This window comes from Pseudomonas sp. URMO17WK12:I12, from assembly GCF_000514395.1.
Lineage (GTDB): Bacteria > Pseudomonadota > Gammaproteobacteria > Pseudomonadales > Pseudomonadaceae > Aquipseudomonas > Aquipseudomonas mucoides.
Genome location: NZ_AZVV01000008.1, coordinates 1 through 24,862, shown reverse-complemented (window position 1 = coordinate 24,862; position 24,862 = coordinate 1). Strand labels below are relative to the sequence as shown.

The 24,862-nt window shown below is 59.4% G+C and carries 25 protein-coding genes; 14 read left to right on the top strand and 11 right to left on the bottom strand.

Annotated features, from left to right (window positions below):
• Position 1: 1 nt before the first annotated feature.
• The 4 genes from D882_RS0110965 to D882_RS0110950 all read left to right on the top strand — a co-directional run bounded on the left by D882_RS0110965 (position 2) and on the right by D882_RS0110950 (position 4,932).
• Positions 2–1,060: an alpha-ketoacid dehydrogenase subunit beta gene (locus tag D882_RS0110965; protein WP_027923279.1), complete on the top strand. Its 1,059-nt coding sequence runs from the start codon at positions 2–4 to the stop codon at positions 1,058–1,060.
• Positions 1,061–2,335, top strand: coding sequence for a dihydrolipoamide acetyltransferase family protein (locus D882_RS0110960; RefSeq protein WP_027923278.1), 1,275 nt, complete (start codon positions 1,061–1,063; stop codon positions 2,333–2,335). It begins immediately after the preceding gene.
• 3 nt (positions 2,336–2,338) lie between these two features.
• Positions 2,339–3,724, top strand: coding sequence for a dihydrolipoyl dehydrogenase (gene lpdA / locus D882_RS0110955; RefSeq protein ID WP_027923277.1), 1,386 nt, complete (start codon positions 2,339–2,341; stop codon positions 3,722–3,724).
• Between the two features lie 188 nt (positions 3,725–3,912).
• Positions 3,913–4,932: a branched-chain amino acid aminotransferase gene (locus D882_RS0110950; RefSeq protein WP_027923276.1), complete on the top strand. Its 1,020-nt coding sequence runs from the start codon at positions 3,913–3,915 to the stop codon at positions 4,930–4,932.
• Positions 4,933–5,034: 102 nt separating this feature from the next.
• Here D882_RS0110950 and D882_RS0110945 read toward each other — a convergent pair whose 3' ends face one another.
• Positions 5,035–5,790 (bottom strand): helix-turn-helix transcriptional regulator, encoded by a 756-nt coding sequence (locus tag D882_RS0110945; RefSeq protein WP_027923275.1) that lies wholly within the window; start codon positions 5,788–5,790, stop codon positions 5,035–5,037.
• Between the two features lie 82 nt (positions 5,791–5,872).
• On the opposite strand from D882_RS0110945, the gene D882_RS0110940 reads away from it, so the two are divergent.
• Entirely contained in the window at positions 5,873–6,979 is a 1,107-nt protein-coding gene (locus D882_RS0110940) for a cytochrome P450 (RefSeq protein WP_027923274.1), read from the top strand.
• 107 nt (positions 6,980–7,086) lie between these two features.
• Here D882_RS0110940 and D882_RS0110935 read toward each other — a convergent pair whose 3' ends face one another.
• The gene (locus D882_RS0110935) at positions 7,087–7,971 is read right to left on the bottom strand and encodes a LysR family transcriptional regulator (protein ID WP_027923273.1); all 885 of its coding nucleotides are present in this window, start codon (positions 7,969–7,971) and stop codon (positions 7,087–7,089) included.
• Positions 7,972–8,088: 117 nt separating this feature from the next.
• On the opposite strand from D882_RS0110935, the gene D882_RS0110930 reads away from it, so the two are divergent.
• From D882_RS0110930 to D882_RS0110915, 4 genes are all read left to right on the top strand, one after another.
• Positions 8,089–9,120: a D-cysteine desulfhydrase family protein gene (locus D882_RS0110930; RefSeq protein WP_027923272.1), complete on the top strand. Its 1,032-nt coding sequence runs from the start codon at positions 8,089–8,091 to the stop codon at positions 9,118–9,120.
• 130 nt (positions 9,121–9,250) lie between these two features.
• A complete protein-coding gene (locus D882_RS0110925; RefSeq protein WP_027923271.1) occupies positions 9,251–10,492 on the top strand; it encodes an S-type pyocin domain-containing protein in 1,242 nt (413 codons plus the stop codon).
• The gene (locus tag D882_RS0110920) at positions 10,489–10,824 is read left to right on the top strand and encodes a hypothetical protein (protein ID WP_027923270.1); all 336 of its coding nucleotides are present in this window, start codon (positions 10,489–10,491) and stop codon (positions 10,822–10,824) included. Before D882_RS0110925 ends, D882_RS0110920 begins: the two co-directional genes overlap by 4 nt.
• A 190-nt stretch (positions 10,825–11,014) precedes the next feature.
• Positions 11,015–11,359 (top strand): pyocin S6 family toxin immunity protein, encoded by a 345-nt coding sequence (locus D882_RS0110915; protein WP_324188009.1) that lies wholly within the window; start codon positions 11,015–11,017, stop codon positions 11,357–11,359.
• A gap of 8 nt (positions 11,360–11,367) precedes the next feature.
• Here D882_RS0110915 and D882_RS0110910 read toward each other — a convergent pair whose 3' ends face one another.
• The 3 genes from D882_RS0110910 to D882_RS0110900 all read right to left on the bottom strand — a co-directional run bounded on the left by D882_RS0110910 (position 11,368) and on the right by D882_RS0110900 (position 13,065).
• A complete protein-coding gene (locus D882_RS0110910; protein ID WP_027923268.1) occupies positions 11,368–11,706 on the bottom strand; it encodes an FKBP-type peptidyl-prolyl cis-trans isomerase in 339 nt (112 codons plus the stop codon).
• 70 nt (positions 11,707–11,776) lie between these two features.
• The gene (locus D882_RS0110905) at positions 11,777–12,229 is read right to left on the bottom strand and encodes a hypothetical protein (protein WP_155953721.1); all 453 of its coding nucleotides are present in this window, start codon (positions 12,227–12,229) and stop codon (positions 11,777–11,779) included.
• Between the two features lie 101 nt (positions 12,230–12,330).
• Complete coding sequence (locus D882_RS0110900; protein ID WP_027923266.1) at positions 12,331–13,065, bottom strand: hypothetical protein; 735 nt, start codon at positions 13,063–13,065, stop codon at positions 12,331–12,333.
• A 157-nt stretch (positions 13,066–13,222) separates the two neighbouring features.
• Between D882_RS0110900 and D882_RS0110895 the strand changes: the two genes are divergently transcribed.
• Positions 13,223–14,296: a sensor domain-containing diguanylate cyclase gene (locus D882_RS0110895; protein ID WP_027923265.1), complete on the top strand. Its 1,074-nt coding sequence runs from the start codon at positions 13,223–13,225 to the stop codon at positions 14,294–14,296.
• 3 nt (positions 14,297–14,299) lie between these two features.
• Here D882_RS0110895 and D882_RS0110890 read toward each other — a convergent pair whose 3' ends face one another.
• Complete coding sequence (locus D882_RS0110890) at positions 14,300–14,608, bottom strand: RcnB family protein (RefSeq protein WP_027923264.1); 309 nt, start codon at positions 14,606–14,608, stop codon at positions 14,300–14,302.
• Positions 14,609–15,036: 428 nt separating this feature from the next.
• Between D882_RS0110890 and D882_RS0110885 the strand changes: the two genes are divergently transcribed.
• The gene (locus D882_RS0110885; RefSeq protein ID WP_027923263.1) at positions 15,037–16,848 is read left to right on the top strand and encodes a monovalent cation:proton antiporter-2 (CPA2) family protein; all 1,812 of its coding nucleotides are present in this window, start codon (positions 15,037–15,039) and stop codon (positions 16,846–16,848) included.
• Positions 16,849–16,979: 131 nt separating this feature from the next.
• On the opposite strand, the gene D882_RS0110880 is transcribed toward D882_RS0110885, so the two are convergent.
• Positions 16,980–17,519, bottom strand: coding sequence for a hypothetical protein (locus D882_RS0110880; protein ID WP_027923262.1), 540 nt, complete (start codon positions 17,517–17,519; stop codon positions 16,980–16,982).
• Between the two features lie 309 nt (positions 17,520–17,828).
• Complete coding sequence (locus tag D882_RS0110875; RefSeq protein WP_027923261.1) at positions 17,829–18,758, bottom strand: membrane protein; 930 nt, start codon at positions 18,756–18,758, stop codon at positions 17,829–17,831.
• A gap of 278 nt (positions 18,759–19,036) precedes the next feature.
• Here D882_RS0110875 and D882_RS0110870 point away from each other — a divergent pair, with 278 nt between their 5' ends.
• A complete protein-coding gene (locus D882_RS0110870) occupies positions 19,037–19,720 on the top strand; it encodes a response regulator transcription factor (RefSeq protein WP_027923260.1) in 684 nt (227 codons plus the stop codon).
• Positions 19,698–21,095, top strand: a complete 1,398-nt coding sequence (locus tag D882_RS0110865; RefSeq protein ID WP_027923259.1) for a HAMP domain-containing sensor histidine kinase — start codon at positions 19,698–19,700, stop codon at positions 21,093–21,095. The genes D882_RS0110870 and D882_RS0110865 overlap by 23 nt, the downstream gene beginning before the upstream one ends.
• Before the next feature lie 58 nt (positions 21,096–21,153).
• Here D882_RS0110865 and D882_RS0110860 read toward each other — a convergent pair whose 3' ends face one another.
• The 3 genes from D882_RS0110860 to D882_RS0110850 are packed head-to-tail and all read right to left on the bottom strand — an operon-like array spanning position 21,154 to position 23,404.
• Entirely contained in the window at positions 21,154–21,564 is a 411-nt protein-coding gene (locus D882_RS0110860; protein ID WP_027923258.1) for an SRPBCC family protein, read from the bottom strand.
• 23 nt (positions 21,565–21,587) lie between these two features.
• Positions 21,588–22,385: an SDR family NAD(P)-dependent oxidoreductase gene (locus D882_RS0110855; protein WP_027923257.1), complete on the bottom strand. Its 798-nt coding sequence runs from the start codon at positions 22,383–22,385 to the stop codon at positions 21,588–21,590.
• Positions 22,382–23,404, bottom strand: coding sequence for an aldo/keto reductase (locus D882_RS0110850; protein WP_027923256.1), 1,023 nt, complete (start codon positions 23,402–23,404; stop codon positions 22,382–22,384). The genes D882_RS0110855 and D882_RS0110850 overlap by 4 nt, the downstream gene beginning before the upstream one ends.
• A gap of 117 nt (positions 23,405–23,521) precedes the next feature.
• Between D882_RS0110850 and D882_RS0110845 the strand changes: the two genes are divergently transcribed.
• A complete protein-coding gene (locus tag D882_RS0110845) occupies positions 23,522–24,418 on the top strand; it encodes a LysR substrate-binding domain-containing protein (protein WP_027923255.1) in 897 nt (298 codons plus the stop codon).
• The last annotated feature ends 444 nt before the right edge of the window (positions 24,419–24,862 follow it).

Here is a 24,862-nt window from a genome sequence, read left to right as displayed (position 1 = left end):
CATGAACGACCACAACAACAATATCGAGCTGGAAACCGCCATGACCACGACCACCATGACCATGATCCAGGCCCTGCGCTCGGCCATGGATGTGATGCTTGAGCGTGACGACAACGTCGTGGTGTTCGGCCAGGACGTGGGCTACTTCGGCGGCGTGTTCCGTTGCACCGAAGGCCTGCAGGCGAAGTACGGCACCTCCCGCGTGTTCGACGCACCGATCTCCGAAAGCGGTATCGTCGGTGCCGCCGTGGGCATGGGCGCCTACGGTCTGCGCCCGGTCGCCGAGATCCAGTTCGCCGACTACGTGTACCCGGCGTCAGACCAGATCATTTCCGAAGCCGCCCGCCTGCGTTATCGCTCGGCTGGCGAGTTCACCGCCCCGATGACCCTGCGCATGCCTTGCGGCGGCGGCATCTATGGCGGCCAGACCCACAGCCAGAGCATCGAGGCGATGTTCACCCAGGTCTGCGGTCTGCGCACGGTCATGCCGTCCAACCCGTACGACGCCAAAGGCTTGCTGATTGCCTCCATCGAAAACGATGACCCGGTGATCTTCCTTGAGCCAAAACGCCTGTACAACGGCCCGTTCGACGGTCACCACGAACGTCCGGTAACGCCGTGGTCGAAACACCCGGCCGCTCAAGTGCCGGACGGTTACTACACCGTGCCGCTGGACGTCGCCGCCATCACCCGTCCGGGCAAGGACGTGACCATCCTGACCTACGGCACTACCGTTTACGTGTCGCAAGTGGCGGCTGAAGAAACCGGCATCGACGCTGAAGTCATCGACCTGCGCAGCCTGTGGCCGCTGGACCTGGAGACCATCGTCAAATCGGTGAAGAAAACCGGCCGTTGCGTGATCGTTCACGAAGCGACCCGTACCTGTGGCTTCGGTGCCGAACTGGTCGCCTTGGTGCAAGAGCACTGCTTCCACTACCTGGAAGCGCCTATCGAACGCGTCACCGGTTGGGACACTCCCTACCCGCACGCACAAGAGTGGGCGTATTTCCCTGGTCCGTCCCGAGTGGGCGCGGCTTTGCATCGGGTTATGGAGGTCTGAATGGGCACGCACGTTATTAAAATGCCGGACATTGGTGAAGGCATTGCAGAAGTTGAATTGTCGGTGTGGCACGTCAAGGTCGGCGACATGGTCGTCGAAGATCAGGTGCTGGCCGATGTGATGACCGACAAGGCGATGGTCGACATCCCTTCGCCGGTCCACGGCAAGGTGATTGCGCTGGGCGGTGAGCCGGGCGAAGTCATGGCGGTGGGCAGCATCCTGATCAGCATTGAAGTGGAAGGCGCGGGCAACGTTAAAGAGTCCGCGCAGCCTGCTCCTGTTAAAGAAGCGCCGGTTGCAGCCTCTAAAGTGGCAGCCGTGGTGGAAAGCAAACCGGTCGCAGCTGCCGCCGCGCCGCGAGCTGCTGTTTGCCAGGGCCCGATGGTGGCTCGCGAGGCCAACGAACGGCCACTGGCTTCCCCGGCCGTGCGCAAACACGCGCTGGACCTCGGCATTCAATTGCGTCTGGTGCGTGGCAGCGGCCCTGCCGGTCGCGTGCTGCACGAAGACCTCGACGCCTATCTGGCGCAAGGTCAGTCGATTGCATCGACCGTGTCCTCTGCTTACGCCCAGCGTAACGACGAAGAGCAAATCCCGGTCATCGGCATGCGCCGCAAGATCGCCCAGCGCATGCAGGACGCCACCCAGCGTGCCGCCCACTTCAGTTATGTCGAAGAAATCGACGTGACAGCCGTCGAAGAACTGCGCGCGCACCTGAACGAAAAACACGGTGCCACCCGTGGCAAGCTGACCTTGCTGCCGTTCCTCGTCCGTGCCCTGGTCGTCGCACTGCGCGATTTCCCGCAGATCAACGCCCGTTACGACGACGAAGCCCAGGTCATCACCCGCCTCGGCGCGGTGCATGTGGGCATCGCCACCCAGGCCGACATCGGCTTGATGGTGCCGGTGGTGCGTCACGCCGAAGCCCGCAGCCTGTGGGACAACGCCAGCGAAATCTCCCGTTTGGCCACCGCTGCACGCAACGGCAAGGCCAGCCGCGACGAATTGTCCGGCTCGAGCATCACCCTGACCAGCCTCGGCGCCTTGGGCGGCATCGTCAGCACCCCGGTGCTGAACCTGCCGGAAGTGGCGATTGTCGGCGTCAACAAAATCGTCGAACGCCCGATGGTGGTCAAAGGCCAGATCGTGATTCGCAAGATGATGAACCTCTCCAGCTCCTTCGATCACCGCGTGGTCGACGGCATGGACGCGGCGCAATTCATCCAGGCCGTTCGTGGCTTGCTCGAACAACCTGCCACCTTGTTTGTGGAGTAAGTCATGCAACAGTCTTTGAACACCACGCTGCTGATCATTGGCGGCGGCCCTGGCGGTTACGTGACGGCTATTCGTGCCGGTCAGCTGGGCATTGCAACCCTTCTGGTGGAAGGCGAATCCCTCGGTGGTACGTGCCTGAACATCGGCTGCATTCCGTCGAAAGCACTGATCCACGTCGCTGAGCAGTTTCACCAGACGCAACACCACAGCCAGCATTCGGCCTTGGGCATCAGCGTTTCGGCGCCAACCCTCGACATCACCAAGAGCGTCGAGTGGAAGGACGGCATCGTTGATCGCCTGACCACCGGTGTCGCGGCATTGCTGAAAAAGAACAAGGTTCAGGTCATTCAAGGCTGGGCCAAGGTCGTCGACGGCAAAACCGTCGACGTCGGCGACACACGCATTCAGTGCGAGCACCTGGTGCTGGCCACCGGTTCGAAAAGCGTGAACCTGCCGATGCTGCCAATTGGCGGCCCGATCATCTCCTCCACCGAAGCCCTGGCGCCTACCTCCGTGCCGAAGCGGCTGACCGTGGTCGGTGGTGGCTACATTGGCCTGGAACTGGGGATTGCCTATCGCAAGCTCGGCGCCGATGTCAGCGTGGTCGAGGCACAGGAGCGCATCCTGCCGGCCTACGATGCCGAACTGACTCAGCCGGTCCACGACGAACTGAAAAAACTCGGCGTGAAGCTTTACTTGAAACATAGCGTTCAAGGTTTTGATTCCTCGAATAACTCCCTGCAAGTATTGGCTCCGGATGGCGGCACCCTGGACCTGGAAACCGATCAGGTCCTGGTCGCCGTGGGCCGCAAGCCAAACACCCAGGGCTGGAACCTCGAAGCGCTGAACCTGGACATGAACGGCTCGGCGATCAAGATCGACAACCGCTGCCAGACCAGCATGCGCAACGTGTACGCCATCGGCGACCTGAGCGGCGAACCGATGCTCGCGCACCGGGCCATGGCTCAGGGCGAGATGGTGGCCGAACTCATCAGCGGTAAAACCCGTGAGTTCAACCCTACCGCCATCGCCGCCGTGTGCTTTACCGACCCGGAACTGGTGGTGGTCGGCCAGACCCCGGACGAGGCCAAGGCCGCCGGCCTGGACTGCATCGTTTCAAGTTTCCCGTTCGCGGCCAATGGCCGGGCAATGACGCTGGAATCGAAAAGCGGCTTCGTGCGAGTGGTCGCTCGTCGGGACAATCACGTGATTGTCGGCTGGCAAGCCGTCGGGGTCGGGGTGTCCGAGCTGTCCACGGCGTTCGCGCAAAGCCTGGAAATGGGCGCGCGGCTGGAAGACATCGGCGGTACCATCCATGCGCATCCGACGCTGGGCGAGGCTGTGCAGGAAGCGGCGTTGCGTGCTTTGGGCCATGCGCTGCACCTGTAAGACCGGACACAAAACCCTGTAGCAGCTGACGAGCCCCGCGAGGCCGCTGCTACACGGGACGTATCGATGGTCGCAGAGATCGAATTGCAGGCTGCGAAACCACCTCGGAATGAAGTATTGTTGTCCCCATCCAAAAAACGTCAGAAGCCTTGAACCGTTTCGACGGTTGTTCAGTGATAGAGGGTGTCATGGGTAACGAAAGCATCAATTGGGACAAGTTGGGTTTTGACTACATCAAGACAGACAAGCGCTATCTGTCGCACTGGCGTAATGGCGAGTGGGACAAAGGCACCCTGACCGAAGACAATGTGCTGCACATCAGCGAAGGCTCGACTGCCCTTCACTATGGCCAGCAATGCTTCGAGGGCCTGAAGGCCTATCGTTGCAAGGACGGTTCGATCAACCTGTTCCGCCCGGATCAGAACGCCGCACGCATGCAACGCAGCTGCGCCCGTCTGCTGATGCCACAGGTGTCCACCGAACAGTTCATCGAAGCCTGCAAGGAAGTGGTCCGCGCCAACGAGCGTTTCATCCCGCCTTACGGCACCGGCGGCGCGCTGTACCTGCGTCCGTTCGTGATCGGCGTGGGTGACAACATCGGCGTGCGTACCGCCCCCGAGTTCATCTTCTCGATCTTCTGCATCCCGGTCGGCGCCTACTTCAAGGGCGGCCTGACCCCGCACAACTTCCTGATCTCCAGCTTCGACCGTGCAGCCCCACAAGGCACCGGCGCGGCCAAGGTCGGTGGCAACTACGCCGCCAGCCTGATGCCAGGTTCCCAGGCCAAGAAGGCGCACTACGCCGACTGCATCTACCTGGACCCGATGACCCACAGCAAAATCGAGGAAGTCGGCTCGGCCAACTTCTTCGGGATCACCCACGACAACAAGTTCGTCACCCCGAACTCGCCGTCGGTCCTGCCAGGCATCACCCGCCTGTCGCTGATCGAGCTGGCCAAATCGCGTCTGGGCATGGAAGTGATCGAAGGTGACGTGTTCATCGACAAGCTCTCCGACTTCAAGGAAGCCGGCGCTTGCGGTACCGCGGCCGTGATCACTCCGATCGGTGGCATCAGCTACAACGACCACCTGCACGTGTTCCACAGCGAAACCGAAGTCGGCCCGGTTACCCAGAAGCTCTACAAGGAGCTGACCGGTGTACAAACGGGTGACATCGAAGCGCCAGCGGGCTGGATCGTCAAGGTTTGATCTGACGCTGCTGTTCGCTTGAGCTTGAGCAAAAAAGCCCGGTTATCGATTGGATAACCGGGCTTTTTTTCGCCTGGAGCCAGCAACAGCCAGTCTTATTAATCAATGACTAACAGCAATATCCTGATGTTTTTTATCAATAGAAACCGTAGATCCACTTGAAGATGGCAGCACAAGATCGAACTGCACGCCAAGTGCCTTGCGCCCTACCGCCGTCAACGTCAGCGCCCGACTGTCCAGATCCTGCGTCACCCATTTGCGCTTGATCGCCGATTGCAGCAACGCAGCTCCCAGCGAGCCGCCAAGGTGTGGCCGACGCATGCTCCAGTCCAGACACGGGCAGGCGAAACGGCGGCGCAGCGTGCTCAGGTCCTTGACTTCGATACCCAATCCTTCAAACAGCGCCTCGCCGCTGTCACTCAGCCGATACGCCTGCTCATCGGTTTCCAGCAACCAGCCTTTTTCCAGCATCCGGTCATGCAGCAACACCGCCAGCGTGCCGGCCATGTGGTCGTAGCAGGTCCGGGCGAATTGCAGGCGATCCGGCGTGCGCGAGTTGTACGCCGGCGCGCTGTTCTGGCCGATCACCATCAGCGCTTCCAGCGCCTGGGCCACGCGCTTGTCCGCCAGGCTGTAATAACGGTGGCGGCCCTGCACGTGCAGCCGCACCAGCGCCTGCTCCTTGAGCTTGGCCAAGTGTGCGCTGGCGGTTGAGGCGCTGACTTCGGCAATCGCCGCCAACTCGGTGCTGGTGCGGGCGTGGCCGTCCATCAGCGAACAGAGGATTTTCGTCCGGGCCGGCTCCGCGATGGCGGCCGCGACCTGAGAGACGCGGATGTCGTGTTGTTCTGCGTTCATATTTCGCTCCCGGACGAATCAAGGGCCTTTGGGACTGGAGATAGTAGCAACACTTTCCCCACCCCGAACAAGGCTGCGACCCATGGACCCGATCATCGCTGCGACTCATGCCGACCCTTATCCCTATTACGCGCAATTGCGTGCCCAAGGAGGTCTGATGTTTCACACCGGACTGAACCTGTGGGTGGCCAGCAGCGCCCGAACAGTCGCCGCCGTGCTGGCCCATCCTGATTGCCATGTCCGCCCTTGCGCTGAACCGGTGCCCAAGGCGATTGCCGGTGGCATGGCGGGCAAGGTGTTCGGGCAGTTGATGCGGATGAATGAAGGCGAACGGCAGCGTTGCCCGAGGTCGGCGATTGAGCCGGGGCTGGGGTTGATTGATCGGGATGAAGCCAATGCGCTGGTGGCCGCGCGGCTGATCACGCCGGACGCCGACGGCTTGTACAACGCCATGTTTCGCGGGCCGGTGTGCGTGGTGGCAGCGTTGTTGGGGTTCACGCCGGCTCAGGGGCGGATGCTCAGTGCGCTGACGGCGGAGTTCGTGGCGTGCCTGTCGCCGCTTAGCAATCAGGCGCAACTCGACGCTGCACAGGCGGCCGCTGAGCATTTACAGGGTTACTTCGTTGAATTGCTGGATGACCCGGACAATAAAAGCCCGCTGCTCGGCGGGATTCGCGGGCGCTTCAGCGGTGACCACGAAACGCTGATTGCCAATCTGATCGGCTTGTTTTCCCAGACTTTCGAGGCCACTGCAGGGCTGATCGGCAATGCGCTGTTGGCGGTGATGCGAAATCCATTGCTACACGAGGCGCGGGTGGATGATCTGATTGCCGAAACCCAGCGTTTTGACCCGTCGGTACAGAATACACGGCGGTTTGTGGCGGCACCGTGTGAAATCGAGGGCGTGAGCCTTCAATCGGGCGATGTGATTTTGCTGCTGTTGGCGTCGGCCAATCGCGATCCGCAGTTAAATGATCGTCCAGACGAGTTTCTACTGGATCGCCCGCAGCGTCGCAGTTTTACCTTTGGCGCGGGGCGGCATCAGTGTCCGGGGCAAGTGTTGGCGTTGGGGATTGCCAGTGCGACGTTGCGGGAAATTCTGCTGCACCGGTCTGCGCTCGGGCGGTTGGCCTGGGCGTATCGGCCTTCGCTGAATGGGCGGATTCCGGTGTTTCGTGACCTGGCTTAAGTCCGAGTGATCGTTCATCGCGAGCAGGCTCACTCCTACAAGGAATTTGTGAACACTGGAGATCCCCTGTAGGAGTGAGCCTGCTCGCGATGGCGTTCTAAGAACCACTACATCACCAAGCGCCCCACCACAAACTCCACAAACGCCTTCAACTTGGGCAATGACTTCCTCGACCGCGGATACACCATCTGTACCGGCTTGGGCGGCGGACCATAGTCCTCCATGATCCGCACCAGTTCCCCCTTGACCAACGCCGCCGCCACCAAAAAATCCGGCTGCATCAAGATCCCCTCCCCAGCCACCGCCGCTTGCAACAACACCTGCCCGTCATTGCTCTTCAACACCGCACCTTCCGGCCAGGGCACCTCGCTGGCGCCGTTGCGCAGCGGCCAGGCAAACCGGTTGTTCCACGAGGTATGCGTGAGAATCCGATGCCGATGCAGGTCTTCGGGGGACTTGGGTTCCTGCCATTTTTGCAGGTAACCGGGCGATGCACAGATGACCATGCGATACGGCGGCAAGGGCTTGGCCAACAGATTGACCCCAATGAGCTCAGAAATCCTGAAGGCCAGGTCGAACGACGTTTCGTACAGATCCACCACTTCATTGCTCAAAATCAGCTCAACCTGAATCTGCGGATAAAGCTGCATGAACTCCGCCACCAACGGGCCGACCAACGACACGCCCAGGCTCATTGGCGCGGTGATTCGCAACAGCCCACTGGGCTCAGGGTTCGACGCTTCGACCCGACTGAACGCGTACTTCACCTGTTCCAGCGCCAGCTTGGCCTCGTCATAAAACAGCCGCCCCTCGGCCGTGATCGATTGCCGCCGCGTGGTGCGCTGAATCAGCTTGGTGTTGAGGGTTTTCTCCAGACCCTGGATATGCCGCCCGACCATCACCGCCGACATGCCGACTGCATGGGCCGCATCGGAGAAGCTGCCCGCCTCGACCACCGCGACGAAGACTTCCATTTGCCTGAGTTTGCTCATGAACATGCCTTGCATTAAATACATCAGGTTAAAGGAGTAATAACCGGCGATGCGTTTATCCGTCGGGGCTTTCTCCCTAGAGTCGCGGTCATAACACTGAACAACGAGGCGTCATTGATGCAAACCCTACTGGACACGTCACTGAGTTCTTTTACCCGCGCCGACCTTCTGCAAAGCCCGACACCGATCCAGCGCGCCGAACGCCTCGAACAGCAACTGGGTTTGAAGGCGCAAGGCATCGGCCTGTTTCTCAAGCGCGATGATCACATGCTGATCGGCGACGGTGGCAATAAACTGCGCAAACTCGAATTTCATCTGGGCGCAGCGCTGTCAGCCGGGGTCGACACCATCATCACCATCGGCGGCCTCCAATCCAACCATGCGCGCCTGACCGCTGCCGTGTGCGCTCGTCTCGGGATTGCCTGCGAACTGATCCTGACCCGTTCGGTGCCCAAAACGGAAGTGGACTACGAACTCAACGGCAACGTCCTGCTCGACCAGCTGTTTGGCGCCGCCCTCCGCGTGTTGGCCGGCGGCAGCGATTCGCTGGCTGAAGCCGAGAAGCGTGCCGAACAGCTACGGCTTGAAGGACACAAGGTGCTGGTGATTCCCACGGGAGGCTCGACACCCTTGGGCAGTCTTGGCTATGCGCGCTGCGCGGCGGAGATCGCGCAACAGGAACGCGAACTCGGCCTCACCTTCAACCAGGTCGTGGTGCCCAACGGCAGCGCCGGCACCCACGCCGGTCTTGCGGCGGGGTTTGAGCTGTTGGAACGAGGGACTTCGCTGGTGAAGTCGTACTCGGTGTTGTCCGACAGAGAGTCGTCAGCGGCCCGAACCCGGCAATTGACCCAGGAGGTATTGGCGTTGCTGGGGAGCAGCGCGGTTGTTCAGGCTTCGGATATTGTTATCGACGGCAGTCAGTTGGGCGACGGTTACGGCCTGCCGACGCCCGCCATGCAGGAGGCGGTGCGCTTGATGGCTCGGGCTGAAGGGTTGCTGATTGACCCGGTGTATTCCGGCAAGGCATTTGCCGGGTTAGTGGCCGATCTCCGGCATGGGCGCTTCCAACGCGGGGACAATGTGTTGTTTGTGATGACTGGCGGTACACCAGGGTTGTATGCGTATCGGGAGACGTTTCAGGGTTGAGGGTTAGTCATCATTTGTAACAGAGCACCGACTTGTTACAACGGCCTTAGTTTCAGACCCGTCCTACATCTATCAAGTGTCCATTGCTATAGCGTTCGCATCGCTTTTAAAGGATGAAACAAGGACGCTCATGGCTCGTAAAACAGACATCCCTCGGGTTCAAAACCCTCCGTCCGGCGACCGGCATCATGTCACCAGCCGCTACATGACCCCCGCCGAACTGGCAGAGCGGGACGCCAGGCAAAAATCTTATGACGACATGTTGGCCCGACAACAGGAATTTGAAGACCGTCTCCTCAGGCAACCCCAACACCAGGATCACCCCGACGTCATAGGTTGCGTGTTCGCCAAAAGCTGCAATCTTCCCGACGGCTTGATCAACCATGACAATCCCGCCGGGTTTGTCCCTGTTGAGAAATTGACCGACTACGGAGAGTTTTCCTTATTAGGTGGCCGCGATACCGATACAGCGGGGAACATACCTCTCAAAAAAATCAGCGGCAGCGCACTACCTGCTGAACTGGGAACGCTTCTTCTTGGTCGGGCAGGTTCTGTCGCTACAGTGACAAATACTGCTAGTAGTGCGGCTGCAGTAACGGGCAGTGTTGCAGCCGGTGCCTTGCTGGGAATGGTTGCACTGCTGTGGCCATCGAATCTCGGCGACAGCTCCCTGTACACGGAAGAACAGCTCAAGTCGCTTAAAGAAGGACGTACACGTGTTCGACTTCATCTTGAACAACAAGCCGATGGCACGCTGAAAGGATATGGATACAACACCCAGAAACGCAGCGATTGGGAGTTGATTCCTGTCATACAGTTCGTAGCAGAAGGCGCCCGACAAGTTGCCGACTTTGGCGACGGGACAACACTGATTTGGACGCCCGCCGTCGACCCGTCCAACACATCAGCAATTCCACCGCTAGAGGCAGCCCCACAAGCCCCGCACATCTGGATTTATCCGCCTACAGAACAGGCAGATAACATCATCGTTAACCCGATTTATCCGCCTGAATACAGGGATTTCATTCTCGTATTCCCGGCCGATTCTGGTATCAAGCCTCTCTATATTGTATTGGCGCTGGAATTCGATGCAGCTAGCTACCATGGCAAGACGGATACCCCGGTCAAAAGTAAAGGTCCCTCCAACGGACAAGAAGCGCTGGAGAACTCAGTTCAGGTAAAGCCTACATCGCCACGCAGAATCGGCATCGATTCAGGGGCGAATGAGTTTGTAGTCTTTGACCGTACAGGAGGAGACCTCTACCACAGCCACGTCAGGCCATGGGATAAACTCCATCAAGATATGAAAAATGCTCTGATGAAAGCTAGGAAGGTAGACAACAAGGGCAAAATTCCGGGAGTGAAAAAGTGAGCCTTCTTTATCAAGATCCATCAGTAAGCCACGATGAAGCTGTGAGACTTCTTGCCAGCGACGTGGACGCGAATGTTATTGCGGCATTGATTTCCATCGGTCTGAACGAAGAAAACAGAATCTGGGCTCAGAGCATTTGCCTGAAATATCTCGTCAGTGAAAACGAGTCAGTTACAGCATCCGCTATCACCGCTCTCGGCCACATTGCTCGCCGTCATGGCGAAGTGGACAGAGAAACGGTGTTGCCAGCACTCGAAAAGGTGAAGCACAAGTTCCCTTCCCTGGACGGGGTTGTTGAGGACACGCTTGAGGATATTGACGTATTCACCTGACCCACCGGGAGAACGAAGGGACAACCATTGAGGTTTTCCTCACTTGAGCTCAGAGCATCGCAACAGGCTGAGCTATGGAGAGGAGCTTCATCTGAAACAATGACAATAAATTCAGAACAGTCCTACATCTATCAATTGCCCATTGAGATAGCGTTCGCATCGCTTCTAAAGGATGAAACAAGGACCACCCATGGCTCGCGAAACAGACATGTCTCAGATTCAAAATCCACCGTTCAACGATGGGTACCGCGCCTGCAACAACCACGGCCACCCGAAAACCACTCAGGAGCCCTTTCATTTTTTTTGGATCAGCGGATTTTTAAAAGGTGATCAGGAGGGTGACTTTCTAATATACGAACTCACCGTTCCGCCCGAGTCAGAAGTCGTGATACTGGGCGTACTGGGCTGGAAGAACCTTGATCAAAGCGAGGACGGGGACTGTTTACTGACGGCCGGGCAGGTCCAACAAATCGCCATAGCGCTCAATGAGCAGCTCCCGACTGAGTTGGACCTTTTCATAGGGTTGCGGGGGTAGGTTTTCAGTCAATCATCCCGCGTCAGCACTTCCAGCAATTCAATCTCGAAAATCAGGTTCGAATTCGGCGTGATCGCTCCCATCGAACGTTCGCCATACGCCAGATGTGCAGGCACCAGCAGCTTGCGCTTGCCGCCGACTTGCATCCCCATGATTCCCTGATCCCAGCCTTTGATAACCCGGCCCGTGCCAATCACACACTGAAAAGGTTTGCCACGGCTGTAGGAAGAGTCGAATTCCGTGCCGTCTTCCAGCCAGCCACGGTATTGAGTGGTGATCAGCGCGCCTTTGACGGCGGCTTTGCCATCGCCTGGCTGGAGGTCGATGATTTGCAGTTCGTTATTCATGACGGTGTTTATCTGTTTGCAGAATTCGAGGGTCGTGGTTTTCCCAGAAAATCAACTTGTTGGCAACCGTTCAGGTGCCTTTATCGGGGTGGGTCAACATTTCCACGACTTTTTTGTCTTCCTTCTGCTTCGCATCGACCGCGAAGTCTTTGCCGAAGATCGCTTCTGGAAGGATCCACTTGCCTGTACTGCTTTTCTTGTCAGTCACAATGCCGATCTGGTCGCCTTTGGTGAAATCAAACCAATGCAGATCCGGGAACTGTTTCAAGTCTAGGGTCTGGACCGTATTGCCCTCCATCACTTCGATTTTTTTGGCGGTCGGGTCCACGCTGACCACCTCCAGCGGTGAGCGAGTGATCAACGAGGGCGCCATGACAACGATGACATTGTTGTCACACCGCTGGCTCGTCGGCTGGATCTTGCCGTCCGCCGAACTATGGGGAAATTTTGCGCAATCAACAAAAATGCCCGAATGGTCCACGGTTTCGTTGCCCAGGTACTGATCGCCACTGGGCATCATCAAGATCTGTTCGCCCTGCGCCGCACCCACAAACAGAGCGAGTGTCAGGGCAGTTTTCCATCTGGTCATAGCGCACCTGCCATTAGTCCAGTCCCGCGTGGTGACTACAGGAACTCGTCTAAAAACAATGTCCTGGTAACACGCGGCATATTGGGCACATCCATTTCAACGTAAATCACCTGCTGCTTCGGCACTTGGTACACCGTGCCAAATGAATCGTAACGTTGCGGCTGCTTATCGGTTTTCATCAGCACCTTTTGAATCAGCACGTAGTACGTCTCGTCCGTTTCAATCAGCAGCACGGCTTCTTTAATCCCGCCATCCTTGCTAACGGTGGCCGTCGACAACTCAGTCGGAAAGTTCTTCGCCTGCTTTTCTTCGAAGTGCAGGCGAATCGGGTGCAATACACCGCCATCGCGGACTTGCTGGGCCTGTAACGTACCGAGGTACTCGGCCATGACAGACGTGGCCCAAAGTCCCAAGACCAAAAAAAGTGCGAATAGCGCTTTGTGCAAAAAATGCCGAAACAGCCTGTGGTCCGAAGACCAGCCGCCGTTAAGCGCAACATAGAGGATGGCACCGCCGCCCAGAATGAGGGGGATCCAGGCCCCGAACTGTTTCACCGCAGTCCAGGCAAACGCCAGATAGAAATAGAGCGAGATATCCAGCGATACCAGCGGTATGCCGAACGTCTTGAAGTAATAAAACAAATGCAGCCAGGAATAGAAAAACAGATAGGCCGCAAACAGCAGCGTTGGCCCACCAAAGTGCGCCGACAACTGTGAACTCTCCGGCGCAGGCGGTGGGGGCGTCGGGCCAGACGGGTTGACTTGAGTCATGCTGAGGATCTCCTGGCTGACGGATGATCACGAAGCAGATGGCGTGCACAGAAAGTCTAGCGCTCGTTAGACAGAAAGCGACTGCAACCCAACAGCGCGGTGAACTAACATAAGCACCAACGTATCCCTCGGTTTAATGCCCAATGACGATCCCTGAATGAATCTGGTCTGGACCAGCGCAGCCGTCGGCTCAGTCATGTTTGCCCTGCTCATCGCGATGATCTGTCGCGTGCGCTCGCTGAAACAGCAATTGGCCGAGAGTCGTGCGCTGATCGCCAGCCTGGCCGAGGGACCGTCCGTGCGCCAGGACGGCGATGCCGAACGCTTCAAACGCAGCCAATACTTCGCCCGCATCGGCACCTGGGACTGGGACGTCGACACCGAAAAGCTCTACTGGTCGGATGCGATCTACGGCATGTTCGGCTTCAAGATCGGCGAAGTGACGCCCTCCTACGCCCTGTTTTGCGCCTGCGTTCACCCGGAGGACCGCGCCAGCGTGCGGGCCGGGGAGCTGCGCTGCCTGGAAACCGGCGAAAACCATGACGAGGAATACCGCGTCGTCTGGCCCGACGGCAGTATTCACTGGCTGCGAGAGACCGGCAATGTGGTCAAGAACGACCACGACGCCACCATCAAGATGATGGGCGTGGTGCGCGACATCACCGAGGAAAAAGCCTCCGCCAGTTACCTCCAGCACCTGGCTCACTACGACCCGTTGACCGGCCTGCCCAATCGCCTGGTGCTGGAAGAACGGTTGTCCGAGGCATTGGAACAGGCGCGTATCGGCGCGACCCGGGTGGCGTTGGTGTTTGTCGACCTCAACGGTTTCAAGGCCATCAACGATCACTACGGCCATGCGGCCGGCGATCGCGTCCTGATCACCACTGCCACACGCCTGAAGAAAATCCTGCGCTCAACCGACACCGTCGCCCGGATCGGTGGTGACGAATTCGTGGTCATCCTTCAAGGGTTGCCCAAAGGCATCAACCTGCAGGATGAAGCGCGCAGCATCTGCCAGAAAATCTTCGTCGAACTGTCACCGCCCATCACCATCGGCAACGACCAGCGCCACATCGGCACCAGCCTCGGTGTCGCGGTGTACCCGGACCACGCGCCGAGCATGGACCGGCTGATTCATATTGCGGACCTGGCGATGTATGAGGCCAAGCGCAGTGGCAATAATCAGTATCGGTTGGGCGGCGAAAGCCCGGTGCGGGCTCACAGCCAATAGGCTCTAACGCTCCACCGGCGTGATGTCCACAATCGTCCCGTTGGTGATCATCACCATCATGTACTTGTCATTGATCTGCACCCACTGCGCCTGATCCTTTGGGGCTTTCAGGCCTTTGGCCTGCCAATTGCCGAGGGCTTTTTCGCTGCGTTGGTAGATGTCCGGGGCGCGGTCGCCGACCACCAGTTCACGGGAGTTGTTGACGCCGGGCTGAACGGTTTTCTGAGGGGACTCGGCCGCCTGAACGATGGGGTTGATACCGGCAACGCCGGCGGCAATGGTCAGGGCGGCGATGAGCGTTTTGCGGTTCATGGTGATCCTCCAGTCATGTTATGGCACCTGAACTCCGACTGTGCTCGCTATGAATCATTCCATACCGTTGCGATGAATCTGTGCCGGACTTGTACCGGGAGGCGCGCCTCGGGTCGGCGTAGGCTGCGTGAAGACACTCAGGATTTATTGCCATGCACATTGCCATCTGACCTTTGACGGTTTTAACGAACTGGATTCCCTGATCGCCTACGGGGGGATGGGGCATATCAGGGCGTTTATCGGATTGCCCGGTTGCCCGACCGACCACTATCGCGAGCAGGCTCACGCCTACAGGGAATACGCGGTCGACTGTAGGAGTGAGCCTGCTCGCGATAGCGGAATTCACGGTTTGTCGGCCAACACCGCTGACGCATCCCGCCGCACCCTTTATCCTTGGCGCTCCGCCGTATCGAGTGTTGGAGTAAGCCATGCCCCATGAAGGCAACCTGTTGCAAGCCGCTGTCGTGTTTCTGTTCGCAGCGGTGCTCACCGTGCCCTTGGCCAAGCGCCTGCAACTGGGAGCCGTGCTGGGTTATCTGTTTGCCGGCGTCCTCATCGGGCCGTCGGTGCTGGGGCTGATCGGTAATCCGCAAAGCGTCAGCCATATTTCTGAACTCGGCGTGGTGTTGCTGCTGTTCATCATTGGTCTGGAGCTGTCGCCGCGACGCCTGTGGGTGATGCGCAAATCGGTGTTCGGCGTGGGCCTGGCGCAGGTGTTGTTGACCGGTTCAGTGATCGGTGTGCTGGCGCTGCTCGTCTTCGGCCAGCCGCTGAACAGCGCCATCGTGCTCGGCCTTGGCCTTGCCCTGTCGTCCACTGCGTTTGGCTTGCAAAGCCTGGCCGAGCGCAAGGAACTGACCAGCCCCCACGGTCGACTGGCGTTTGCAATTCTGCTGTTTCAGGACATCGCTGCCATTCCGCTGATTGCCATGGTCCCGCTGCTGGCCGGGGGTGATCACACCTCCACCGCCGCGGAAGATTTGAATCACGGTTTGCGGGTATTGGGCAGCATTGCGGTGGTAGTCATCGGTGGACGCTATCTGTTGCGTCCGGTGTTTCGCATCGTCGCCAAAACCCGTTTGCCCGAGGTGTCCACCGCCACGGCGTTGCTGGTGGTGATCGGCACGGCATGGCTGATGGACCTGGTCGGCGTGTCCATGGCGCTCGGCGCTTTTCTCGCCGGGTTGCTGCTGGCGGACTCTGAATACCGGCATGAACTGGAAGCGCAGATCGAGCCGTTCAAAGGCCTGCTGCTGGGGCTGTTCTTCATCAGCGTTGGCATGGGCGCCAACCTCAGCCTGCTGCTCAGCGCCCCGCTTGCGGTCCTGGGGCTGACCCTGCTGCTGATCGCAATCAAATTGCCGCTGCTGTTTGTGGTCGGCCGATTGGCCGGCGGCCTTGGCAAAGTCAGTGCGCTGCGCCTGGGCATCGTGCTGGCGGCCGGCGGTGAGTTCGCGTTTGTGGTGTTCAAGATTGGCCGTGATCAAGGCCTGTTCGAGCCGCACCTGTACGATTTGCTGGTGCTGACCATCACCCTGTCCATGGCGGTGACACCGCTGTTGTTGCTGCTGTGCGCCCGGTTGTATTCACCCAAGGTGCAGCCCGTCGTGGTGCCGGAAAAATTCCGCGACATCGACACCGATGCGCCACGCGTGGTGATCGCCGGCATGGGCCGGATGGGTCAGATCGTTGCGCGGATTCTGCGGGCGCAGAACATCAAGTTTGTGGCGCTCGATACGTCGGTGGAAACCATCGAACTGTCCCGCAGTTTCGGCGGCGTACCGGTGTTCTATGGCGACCCGATGCGCCCGGAGATTCTCAGCGCAGCCAAGGTCGAACAGGCGGAATACTTCATCATCGCCACCGATGACCCGGACACCAACATCAAGACCGCCGAGGTGGTGCACCGGTTGTACCCGCACATCAAAATCATCGCTCGCGCACGTAACCGTCAGCATGTGCATCGCCTGGTGGACCTGGGGGCGGAAGCGATTCGTGAAACCTATTATTCGAGCCTGGAAATGAGCCGGCGCACGCTGATTGGCCTGGGGCTGACCCAGGCACAGGCCGATGCGCGGATCAAACGGTTCAAGCATCACGATGAACAGGTGCTGGAGGCGCAGCACGCGGTGTATGACGATGCGGCGAAGGTGTTGCAGACGGCGCAGGAAGCGCGGGCGGAACTGGCTAAATTGTTTGAGTCGGATCAGTTGGAGGAGCAGGAAGCGGGCAAGGCTTAAGTGGTGTGGCGGCAGGGATGCCGCCATCGCGGGCAAGCCACGCTCCCACAGTAGACTGCATTCCCCTGTGGGAGCGTGGCTTGCCCGCGATGAACGATAACGCGGTGCAATGCCTGGCCCCCACCCGAGCATCAGTTGGAAAACACAAACTGCCCCTTAACCTTTTTCGACCCGACAAACCCCAGGTCCGGGAACAGCAGCGCCTTCAACCAGGCAACATAAAACACCATGGCCAACGTGATCACCACACCCACCACCGTCATCACCGGATCTTCCTCATACCCCTGAAACATCCGCCCGATCTGGCTGACGGTCAGAATCATGTAAAGGGTGTAGACCTGCGCCGAGTTCTTGTAGAAACCCCAGGCAAACGCCAGCGGCACCAGCGCCGCAAACAGGGTGAAAAACACCACGGCACCGGGGCCGATCATCGAACCCAGATAGAATCCGGTGACGGCCCCCAACAAGGCCTGAAGGCAGGTCAGTGCGAGCAGAATGTTGACCTTGAGCGAATGTTTTTCCCGCAACGCCGGATCCGGCCTGGCGCCGATCCAGTAAGCCAGCACCCGGTCCTTGACCACGCCACCGGAGAACGCCTTGAACGTCGCGGTTTTGGAGTGCCCGGCGTCGAGCGCCGCCATCAGTTGCCGCTTGATTTCCTTTTTGTCCAACGCACGTCTCCCCTTCTTAAAACAACCCAAATCAAAACTTGTAGGAGTGAGCCTGCTCGCGATAGCGGAGTGTCAGTCGCTGCAAACAGTGAACGTTACATCGCTATCGCGAGCAGGCTCACTCCTACAGGCCGGGGCATCTTCGCTTTATTGGGGGCCACAAAGCAAAACGCCGCTTCCACCAGAGGCGGAAGCGGCAGAGGCATGAGCCTCAGCGGATCAATGCATGAACAGGGCGATCAGGATAATGATCGGGATCGGCACGCCAAGAAAGAACAGCAGTAATGAACGCATGATGATTCTCCCGGGTTAGCGGACAGGGGTGGTGGTGACGTAAGTATCGGTTTCCACGTACACAACGGCGTCCCGACGACGACCACCAAAAGTGGCGGCAAGGCTGGCAAAAAACGCGCCGATCAGCAGTGCGATGAACATCCACAGCGACGTCCAGGCGGCGACTTTCGCGGCTTTGTCAGCGGCTTGCTGGGCAGCCAGTTTGGCGTCGGCCACGGCTTTTTGCGTACGGGCATAGACTTCATCGACACGACGTTCGGCGTCGGCCTGAGTCAGGTTGGTGCGTTGGGCGACCATTTGTGCGAGGTAAGTCCGGTCTTCGGCACTCAGGCCGTTGTTGCCCAGGCTGCGCACAAAGATGCGCGTTACGGTGCCACGCGCGGCGTCATCGCTGACGGCGGCCGGACGATCGTCACGGAACAGGCTGTCGACGAAATAGCCGTACTGATCGCTATTGGTATTGGCAGCAGCGGTGCCGGCGGCTTGAGTGGCCGCACTGGCTGCCCCGCCGACCATATTGGCCCCGGCTTGCAGGCCGCCACTGATAACACTGCTGACCGAGCCGACCACCAGGGTCGCGGTCACCAGCGTCGCCACGCACCAGGCGAGGAAGCCATGGGCGGTATCACGGAAATACACTTCATCCCCGTGCAGGTAGGCCCACTTGACCCGCAAGCGACCGGCAATGTAACCGCCGGCCCCGGCCGCCAGAATTTGCGTCACCGCCAGCCACACGATGGTTGAAATGCCCAGCCCCTTGGCACTCACACCTTCATTGGCCCACGGCGACACCGCCGAAAAACCCAGGCCGAAACCGAGCAGCACCAGAATCAGCGACAACGCTGCCGCCGCAGCGGCCCCGGCGAAGATCGCCCCCCAGGACACACCCGAGAGCGTGCTCGTTTCTTCTGCGACGGGATAGAAACCATCAGAAGATCTATTCATTGTTGTATCGCTCCAGGCAGGAAAGATGGTGTTACAACTCTTCAAATGCACCATTGCAGTCAGCGTGCCAGTCACGATTTCTAAATTTTTCTTCTATTTTCAATAACCTATAAAGATTGAACTTCCTTTTCTCATGCAATTTGCAAGGAATGCCTCAACCCAGCGGGTTTTCTGCATTGATCAAAATATTCAGTGCATGAAGTTTTATTTAGAAAGACTCCGATCATTTCTTGGCAAAATGCTGCACATCATTGAGAACCGCTAATCAGGCCAGCCCTATGACCCGCATCTTGACTATCGAAGACGACGCCGTGACCGCCCGGGAAATCGTCGCCGAACTGAGCAGCCACGGCCTCGATGTCGACTGGGTCGACAATGGCCGCGAAGGCCTCGAGCGTGCGGTCAGTGGTGACTATGACCTGATCACCCTCGACCGCATGCTGCCGGAGCTCGATGGCCTGGCGATTGTCACCACGCTGCGGACCATGGGCGTGGCCACGCCGATCCTGATGATCAGCGCCCTCTCCGACGTCGATGAGCGCGTGCGGGGGTTGCGCGCCGGCGGTGACGACTACCTGACCAAGCCATTCGCCACCGATGAAATGGCCGCCCGCGTTGAAGTATTGCTGCGCCGCCAGAACACGGTGACCGCCCAGGCCACGACGTTGCGAGTGGCCGACCTGGAACTCAACCTGATCAGCCATGAAGCCAGCCGCGGCGGCCTGTTGCTGACCCTATTGCCGACCGAATACAAATTGCTCGAATTCCTGATGCGCAACACCGGGCAGATTCTGTCGCGCATGATGATTTTCGAAGAAGTCTGGGGCTACCACTTCGACCCCGGCACCAACCTGATCGACGTGCACATCGGTCGTCTGCGCAAGAAAATCGACCCACAAGGCCAGGCCCCACTGATTCGGACCGTGCGAGGCTCGGGTTATGTCATTGCCGAACCCGTCTAAAGGCTGGCGCTCTTCCAGCAGCCGCTTGCTGGCGCTCTACAGTTCGCTGTTCGTGATCTGGAGCGCAATCCTGATGGGCGTCATGTACTACGAAGTGTCCGCTTACCTCGACAACCTGGCCAAGCACTCGCTGATGCAACGCCAGCATCTGTTTTCGCGCTTCCAGGGCGAGCAACTGGTGGACGCCCTCGCCGTCAGCATGACCTTCGACATCCGTGGCATCGACGCCTACGGCCTGTTCGATCACCAGCATCGCTACCTCAGCGGCGCCCTGCGTTTTATCCCCGAAGACTTGCCGCTGGACGGCAAGATTCACATGCTCAAGGATTGTTCCGACTCCGACGACCCGATCCTGCCCGCCGACAGTTGCGACGCGGTAGCGACCCAGACCCGCGACGGTCGCTGGCTGGTGCTGGTGCGTGACAACGGTTCGTTGTTCGCCGTCACCCGGATCATCCTTCATGCGTTGTTCTGGGGCGTGACCTTGACGATCATTCCCGGCATCGCCGGCTGGCACCTGTTGCGCCGACGCCCCCTGCGGCGCATCCGCGCGATCCAGGCCAGTGCCGAAGCCATCATCGCCGGGGATTTGACCCGGCGTCTGCCCTTGTCCAATCGACGCGATGAACTGGACATGCTCGCCACCATCGTCAACGCCATGCTCGAACGCATCGAGCGCTTGATGCACGAGGTCAAGGGAGTCTGCGACAACATCGCCCACGACCTGCGCACCCCGCTGACACGCCTGCGGGCGCAGCTGTACCGGATTCAGCAGCAGGCCGCAGATGACTCGACGCTGGCTGTGCAACTGGATTCCGTGCTCGGTGAAGCGGACACCTTGATGGCACGTTTTCGCGGGTTGCTGCGGATTTCCGAACTGGAAGATCGCCAGCGCCGCTCGGGTTTCGTGCAACTGGACCCGGTGCCCTTGCTGCAAGAGCTGCACGATTTCTACCTGCCACTGGCGGAAGAAGGCGAACTGGTTTTCAAGCTGCAATTGCCGACGTCGCTGCCAGCGCTTAATGGGGATCGGGCGTTGTTGTTCGAAGCCGTGGCGAATCTGCTGAGCAACTCGATCAAGTTCACACCGCCGGGGGGCGAGGTGATTTTGCGTGGGGTGAGTGAGGGCGGGTTTACGCGGATCGAAGTGCTGGATTCCGGCCCCGGGATTGCGGAGGCCGAGCGCGAAGCAGTGTTTCAGCGGTTCTATCGCGCCGAGGGTGGAAATCAGAAAAGCGGGTTTGGTTTGGGATTGTCGATTGTGGCGGCGATTGCCGGTTTGCATGGGTTTGCGCTGGAGGTGGGTAGCAGCGAACTCGGTGGCGCGCGGTTGGTGCTGGATTGCAAAAACCCGGCCCTGACACAACCTCTGTAGCAGCTGCCGAACGCAGCCTCGCAGGCTCGACAGCTGCTACAGGGTTTAAGCGTACTGACTAAGCCGGGTAGTTGGCCCGCAATGCCTGCAGCCCACCCTGATAAATCCCGTCGAACAACGCGACCACTTCCTCCTCACTCACCCCCACAGGCGTAAACCGACCCGACCACGTCACCCGAGCCCCCTGCCCCTGCGCTTCAACCTTGATCGTCGCCAGATACGCAGTAGCCGGAAATGGCGCCTGCTCAATCGAATAGCTGTACGTCTTGCCGGCGTTATCAAACGCCTCAAGCCGCTCAACGATCACCGCGCCATCCGCGGTTTTCAGGCTGCGCACCCGCCCGCCTTCGCTCAGTTCGCTTTGCGGAATGAACGGCAGCCAGTCTGGCAGCGAGTTGAAGTCGCCGATCAATTGCCACACTTCGTCGGCCGAAGCCGGGATCTCAATAGTCGCTGATGCAGTTGCCATGTATTCCTCTCTGTTAAAAAAAATCAGATTGCCATGCTGTCGACAACACCGCCATCAACGCGCAATGCCGCGCCGGTGGTGGCCGAGGACAGCGGCGAAGCGATGTAGGCCACCAGGTTCGCCACCTCCTCGACATCCGCCACACGCTGGATGATCGACGTCGGCCGCGCCTTGCGCACAAACGCATCGGCTTCTTCGCGTATACCCCGACCGGAGGCGGCGGTGGCGTCCTTGAGCATTTGCTCCAGGCCATCGGTGAGCGTCGGGCCGGGCAGGATCGCATTGACTGTCACACCGGTGCCCGCCAGCCGTTTGGCCAGGCCATGGGAGACTGCCAGGTTGGCGCTTTTGGTCACGCCATAGTTGAGCATGTCAGCCGGGATCGAGATGCCGGATTCCGAGGACACGAAGATCACCCGGCCCCAACCCTGCTTGACCATGTCCGGCACGTAATGCCGGGACAGACGCACGCCGGAGATCACGTTGACCTCATAAAAGCGTGTCCACTCGCTGTCTGGCGTGTCGAAAAAATCCACGTCGTTAAAGATGCCGAGGTTGTTCACCAAAATGTCCGCACGCGGTTCGGCGGCGAACAGCACCTCGGCGCCTTCGGCAGTGCCCAGGTCCGCGGTCAGGCCACGCAACTGCGCGCCCGGCACGCGCTGACGAATGCTCGCCAGTGCCTGTTCGACCTTGGCCGTCTCCCGGCCGATCACCACCACCGTGGCGCCGGACTCGGCCAACGCCTTGCTGATGCCCAGGCCAATGCCCGCGGTGCTGCCGCTGACAATGGCGAGTTTTCCACTCAGATCAATCTTCATGCTCTAACTCCTGTGATCGGCAATGGCGCGCGCTCGGAGATCAGTTTTGCCTCACGCATCGCCTGCCAGAACGCGGCGGGAATGACCGCCGACAGCGCGGCAACGTCTTCAGCAATACGCTCCGGACGGCTGGAACCTGGAATCACCGCCGCCACCGCCGGGTTGGCCAACGAGAACTGCAAGGCCGCTGCTTTTATGTCGACACCGTGCGCGGCGGCGATGCGTTTGATGTGCTCGACTTTGTTGATAATCGCCGGGTTGGCTTTCTGGTATTCGAAGTGCGTACCGCCGGCCAGAATGCCCGAGCTGTAAGGACCACCGACCACGATCTCGACGTTCTGCGCCAGGGCTGCGTCCATCAGGCGTTGCAACGCGCGGTCGTGGTCGAGAAGAGTGTAGCGACCCGCCAGCAGAAAACCGTCCGGTTGTGCTTCGGTCAGATCAAGGGTCAGTTCGCACGGCTCGACCTTGTTCACGCCCAGGCCCCAGCCCTTGATCACGCCTTCTTCGCGCAAGCGGGTCAGTACTTTGAACGCGCCGGTGCGGGCCTGGTTGAAGTACTCCAGCCATTGATCGCCGTAGAAATCCTGCGCGATGTCATGCACCCAGACGATGTCCAGACGGTCGGTTTGCAGACGCTTGAGGCTGTCCTCGATGGAGCGCATCGTCGCGTCGGCGCTGTAGTCGTTGACGATCTTGTTCGGGAGGCCGTGCTCGAACACCCCGCTCTTCTCGCCCAGGTCACGGGCCGCCGTGTCTTCGACTACATCCAGAATGACCCGGCCGACTTTGCTACTCAGCACATAGTCGTCACGGTTGTATCGGGACAGCGCGGCGCCCAAACGGATTTCCGACAGACCCGAACCATAGAACGGCGCGGTGTCGAAGTAACGCACGCCGGCATCCCAGGCGGCGTGCACGGTAGCGAGCGCCTCATCTTCAGGAATGGCGCGGAACATGTTGCCCAAGGGGGCGGTGCCGAAACCCAGCGCGCCGGGCAGTTTGTCTTTCAAGCTCATGATTCAATCCTCGTCAGTTTCAGTGGCCAGTGGCCTGACCGTTGAGCAGATCCTAGATTGCGACGGTCGGACCGTCCAAGACATAATGTGCAGCACTTGAGTCCCCAGAGGTCTGACATGATCGACATCCGCCAATTGCGCTACTTCGTCGCCGTCGCCGAAGAAGAACACGTCGGTCGCGCCGCCGAACGCCTGCACATTTCCCAGTCACCGCTGAGCCGGCAAATCGCCCAACTCGAAGAACGCCTGGGGCTGACCCTGTTCGAACGCAGCCAACAACGCATTCGCCTGACCCGCGACGGCCAGACCTTCCTCGCCGAAACCCGCGCCCTGCTGACCCACGCCAGTCGCCTGGAATCCCTCGGCAAACGCCTCGGTCGCGGTGAAGAAGGCGGTTTGTGCGTCGGTTACATCGAAAACGCCATGCACGCCGGCGTGTTGCCAAATGCCCTGCGTGTGTTGCGGGTCGAGCGGCCGAACGTGCATGTCGCGCTGTACAACCTGCGCTCTACTGAACAGCTTGAAGGCCTGCGCCAGCGCAGCCTCGACATCGCACTGGTCAGCGAACCACCGGCCAAAAACGATCCGGATCTGCTGGGCTTTCAAGTGCTGGACGACCCGATGCTGCTGGCATTGCCTGAGCATCATCCATTGGCCAACCAGACGACATTGACCCCGGCCGACCTCGCCGATCAAGAGTGGATCGGCGTGCAGCACCACCAGAATGTCAGTAACCGCGAAGACTTCGTCAGCGCCTGCATTCGCGCCGGCTTCACCCCGGACATCCGCATGGAAGCCACCGGCCCCTTCACTGCCATGGCCCTGGTGGCCTCGGGACTGGGCATTGCGATGATTCAGAAAGGCTTGAGCCGCAATGCACCGCCGGGTGTGGTGCTGCGGGAAGTGCCGTGGATTGCCCTCACCCGCCCCCTGTGGGCGGCGTGGCACCGGATCAATTTGCGGCCGTTGGTGGAGACGTTCCGCAAGGTATTGACTGAGGCGCCGCCCGCCTGAGCCGACATGATCTGTATCTGACACACCGTAATCGCGAGCAGGCTCACTCCTACAATTGTTCTGTGTTGATCACAAATAGTGAGTCCACAAAAATCCCTGTGGGAGTGAGCCTGCTCGCGATGAGGCCCGAACAAACACTGCAAAATTCAAGGTCAACTTGACCAGTGTGGCGAGGGAGCTTGCTCCCGTTCGGCTACGCAGTAGTCGTAAAACCTTTGCCGCGGCGTGCCTGATAGAACGCGTCACCAGTGAGTGGGGCCGCTGCGCTGCCCACCGGGAGCAAGCTCCCTCGCCACAGGACCTCGCCTCGCCGTAGATCAGCGTTAGCTTTGTGGATCGACTTTATCCAGCATGCGGTTCACCGCCAGTTCGCCCGACATCATGGAATGCGGAATGCCTGGCAGGGATTGTGTAGCCTCGCAGAGTGTCTGGAGATGTGTGTTA

Bases quoted from the DNA above. Each gene is read 5' to 3' on its own strand.
- D882_RS0110950 (WP_027923276.1), top strand. From the start codon at position 3,913: ATGGGTAACGAAAGCATCAATTGGGACAAGTTGGGTTTTGACTACATC.
- D882_RS0110855 (WP_027923257.1), bottom strand. From the start codon at position 22,385: ATGAAGATTGATCTGAGTGGAAAACTCGCCATTGTCAGCGGCAGCACC.
- D882_RS0110960 (WP_027923278.1), top strand. From the start codon at position 1,061: ATGGGCACGCACGTTATTAAAATGCCGGACATTGGTGAAGGCATTGCA.
- D882_RS0110965 (WP_027923279.1), top strand. From the start codon at position 2: ATGAACGACCACAACAACAATATCGAGCTGGAAACCGCCATGACCACG.
- D882_RS0110890 (WP_027923264.1), bottom strand. From the start codon at position 14,608: ATGAACCGCAAAACGCTCATCGCCGCCCTGACCATTGCCGCCGGCGTT.
- D882_RS0110900 (WP_027923266.1), bottom strand. From the start codon at position 13,065: ATGACTCAAGTCAACCCGTCTGGCCCGACGCCCCCACCGCCTGCGCCG.
- D882_RS0110860 (WP_027923258.1), bottom strand. From the start codon at position 21,564: ATGGCAACTGCATCAGCGACTATTGAGATCCCGGCTTCGGCCGACGAA.
- D882_RS0110940 (WP_027923274.1), top strand. From the start codon at position 5,873: ATGGACCCGATCATCGCTGCGACTCATGCCGACCCTTATCCCTATTAC.
- D882_RS0110875 (WP_027923261.1), bottom strand. From the start codon at position 18,758: ATGAATAGATCTTCTGATGGTTTCTATCCCGTCGCAGAAGAAACGAGC.
- D882_RS0110850 (WP_027923256.1), bottom strand. From the start codon at position 23,404: ATGAGCTTGAAAGACAAACTGCCCGGCGCGCTGGGTTTCGGCACCGCC.
- D882_RS0110885 (WP_027923263.1), top strand. From the start codon at position 15,037: ATGCCCCATGAAGGCAACCTGTTGCAAGCCGCTGTCGTGTTTCTGTTC.
- D882_RS0110945 (WP_027923275.1), bottom strand. From the start codon at position 5,790: ATGAACGCAGAACAACACGACATCCGCGTCTCTCAGGTCGCGGCCGCC.
- lpdA (WP_027923277.1), top strand. From the start codon at position 2,339: ATGCAACAGTCTTTGAACACCACGCTGCTGATCATTGGCGGCGGCCCT.
- D882_RS0110930 (WP_027923272.1), top strand. From the start codon at position 8,089: ATGCAAACCCTACTGGACACGTCACTGAGTTCTTTTACCCGCGCCGAC.
- D882_RS0110845 (WP_027923255.1), top strand. From the start codon at position 23,522: ATGATCGACATCCGCCAATTGCGCTACTTCGTCGCCGTCGCCGAAGAA.
- D882_RS0110935 (WP_027923273.1), bottom strand. From the start codon at position 7,971: ATGAGCAAACTCAGGCAAATGGAAGTCTTCGTCGCGGTGGTCGAGGCG.
- D882_RS0110865 (WP_027923259.1), top strand. From the start codon at position 19,698: ATGTCATTGCCGAACCCGTCTAAAGGCTGGCGCTCTTCCAGCAGCCGC.
- D882_RS0110895 (WP_027923265.1), top strand. From the start codon at position 13,223: ATGAATCTGGTCTGGACCAGCGCAGCCGTCGGCTCAGTCATGTTTGCC.
- D882_RS0110870 (WP_027923260.1), top strand. From the start codon at position 19,037: ATGACCCGCATCTTGACTATCGAAGACGACGCCGTGACCGCCCGGGAA.
- D882_RS0110915 (WP_324188009.1), top strand. From the start codon at position 11,015: ATGGCTCGCGAAACAGACATGTCTCAGATTCAAAATCCACCGTTCAAC.
- D882_RS0110925 (WP_027923271.1), top strand. From the start codon at position 9,251: ATGGCTCGTAAAACAGACATCCCTCGGGTTCAAAACCCTCCGTCCGGC.
- D882_RS0110910 (WP_027923268.1), bottom strand. From the start codon at position 11,706: ATGAATAACGAACTGCAAATCATCGACCTCCAGCCAGGCGATGGCAAA.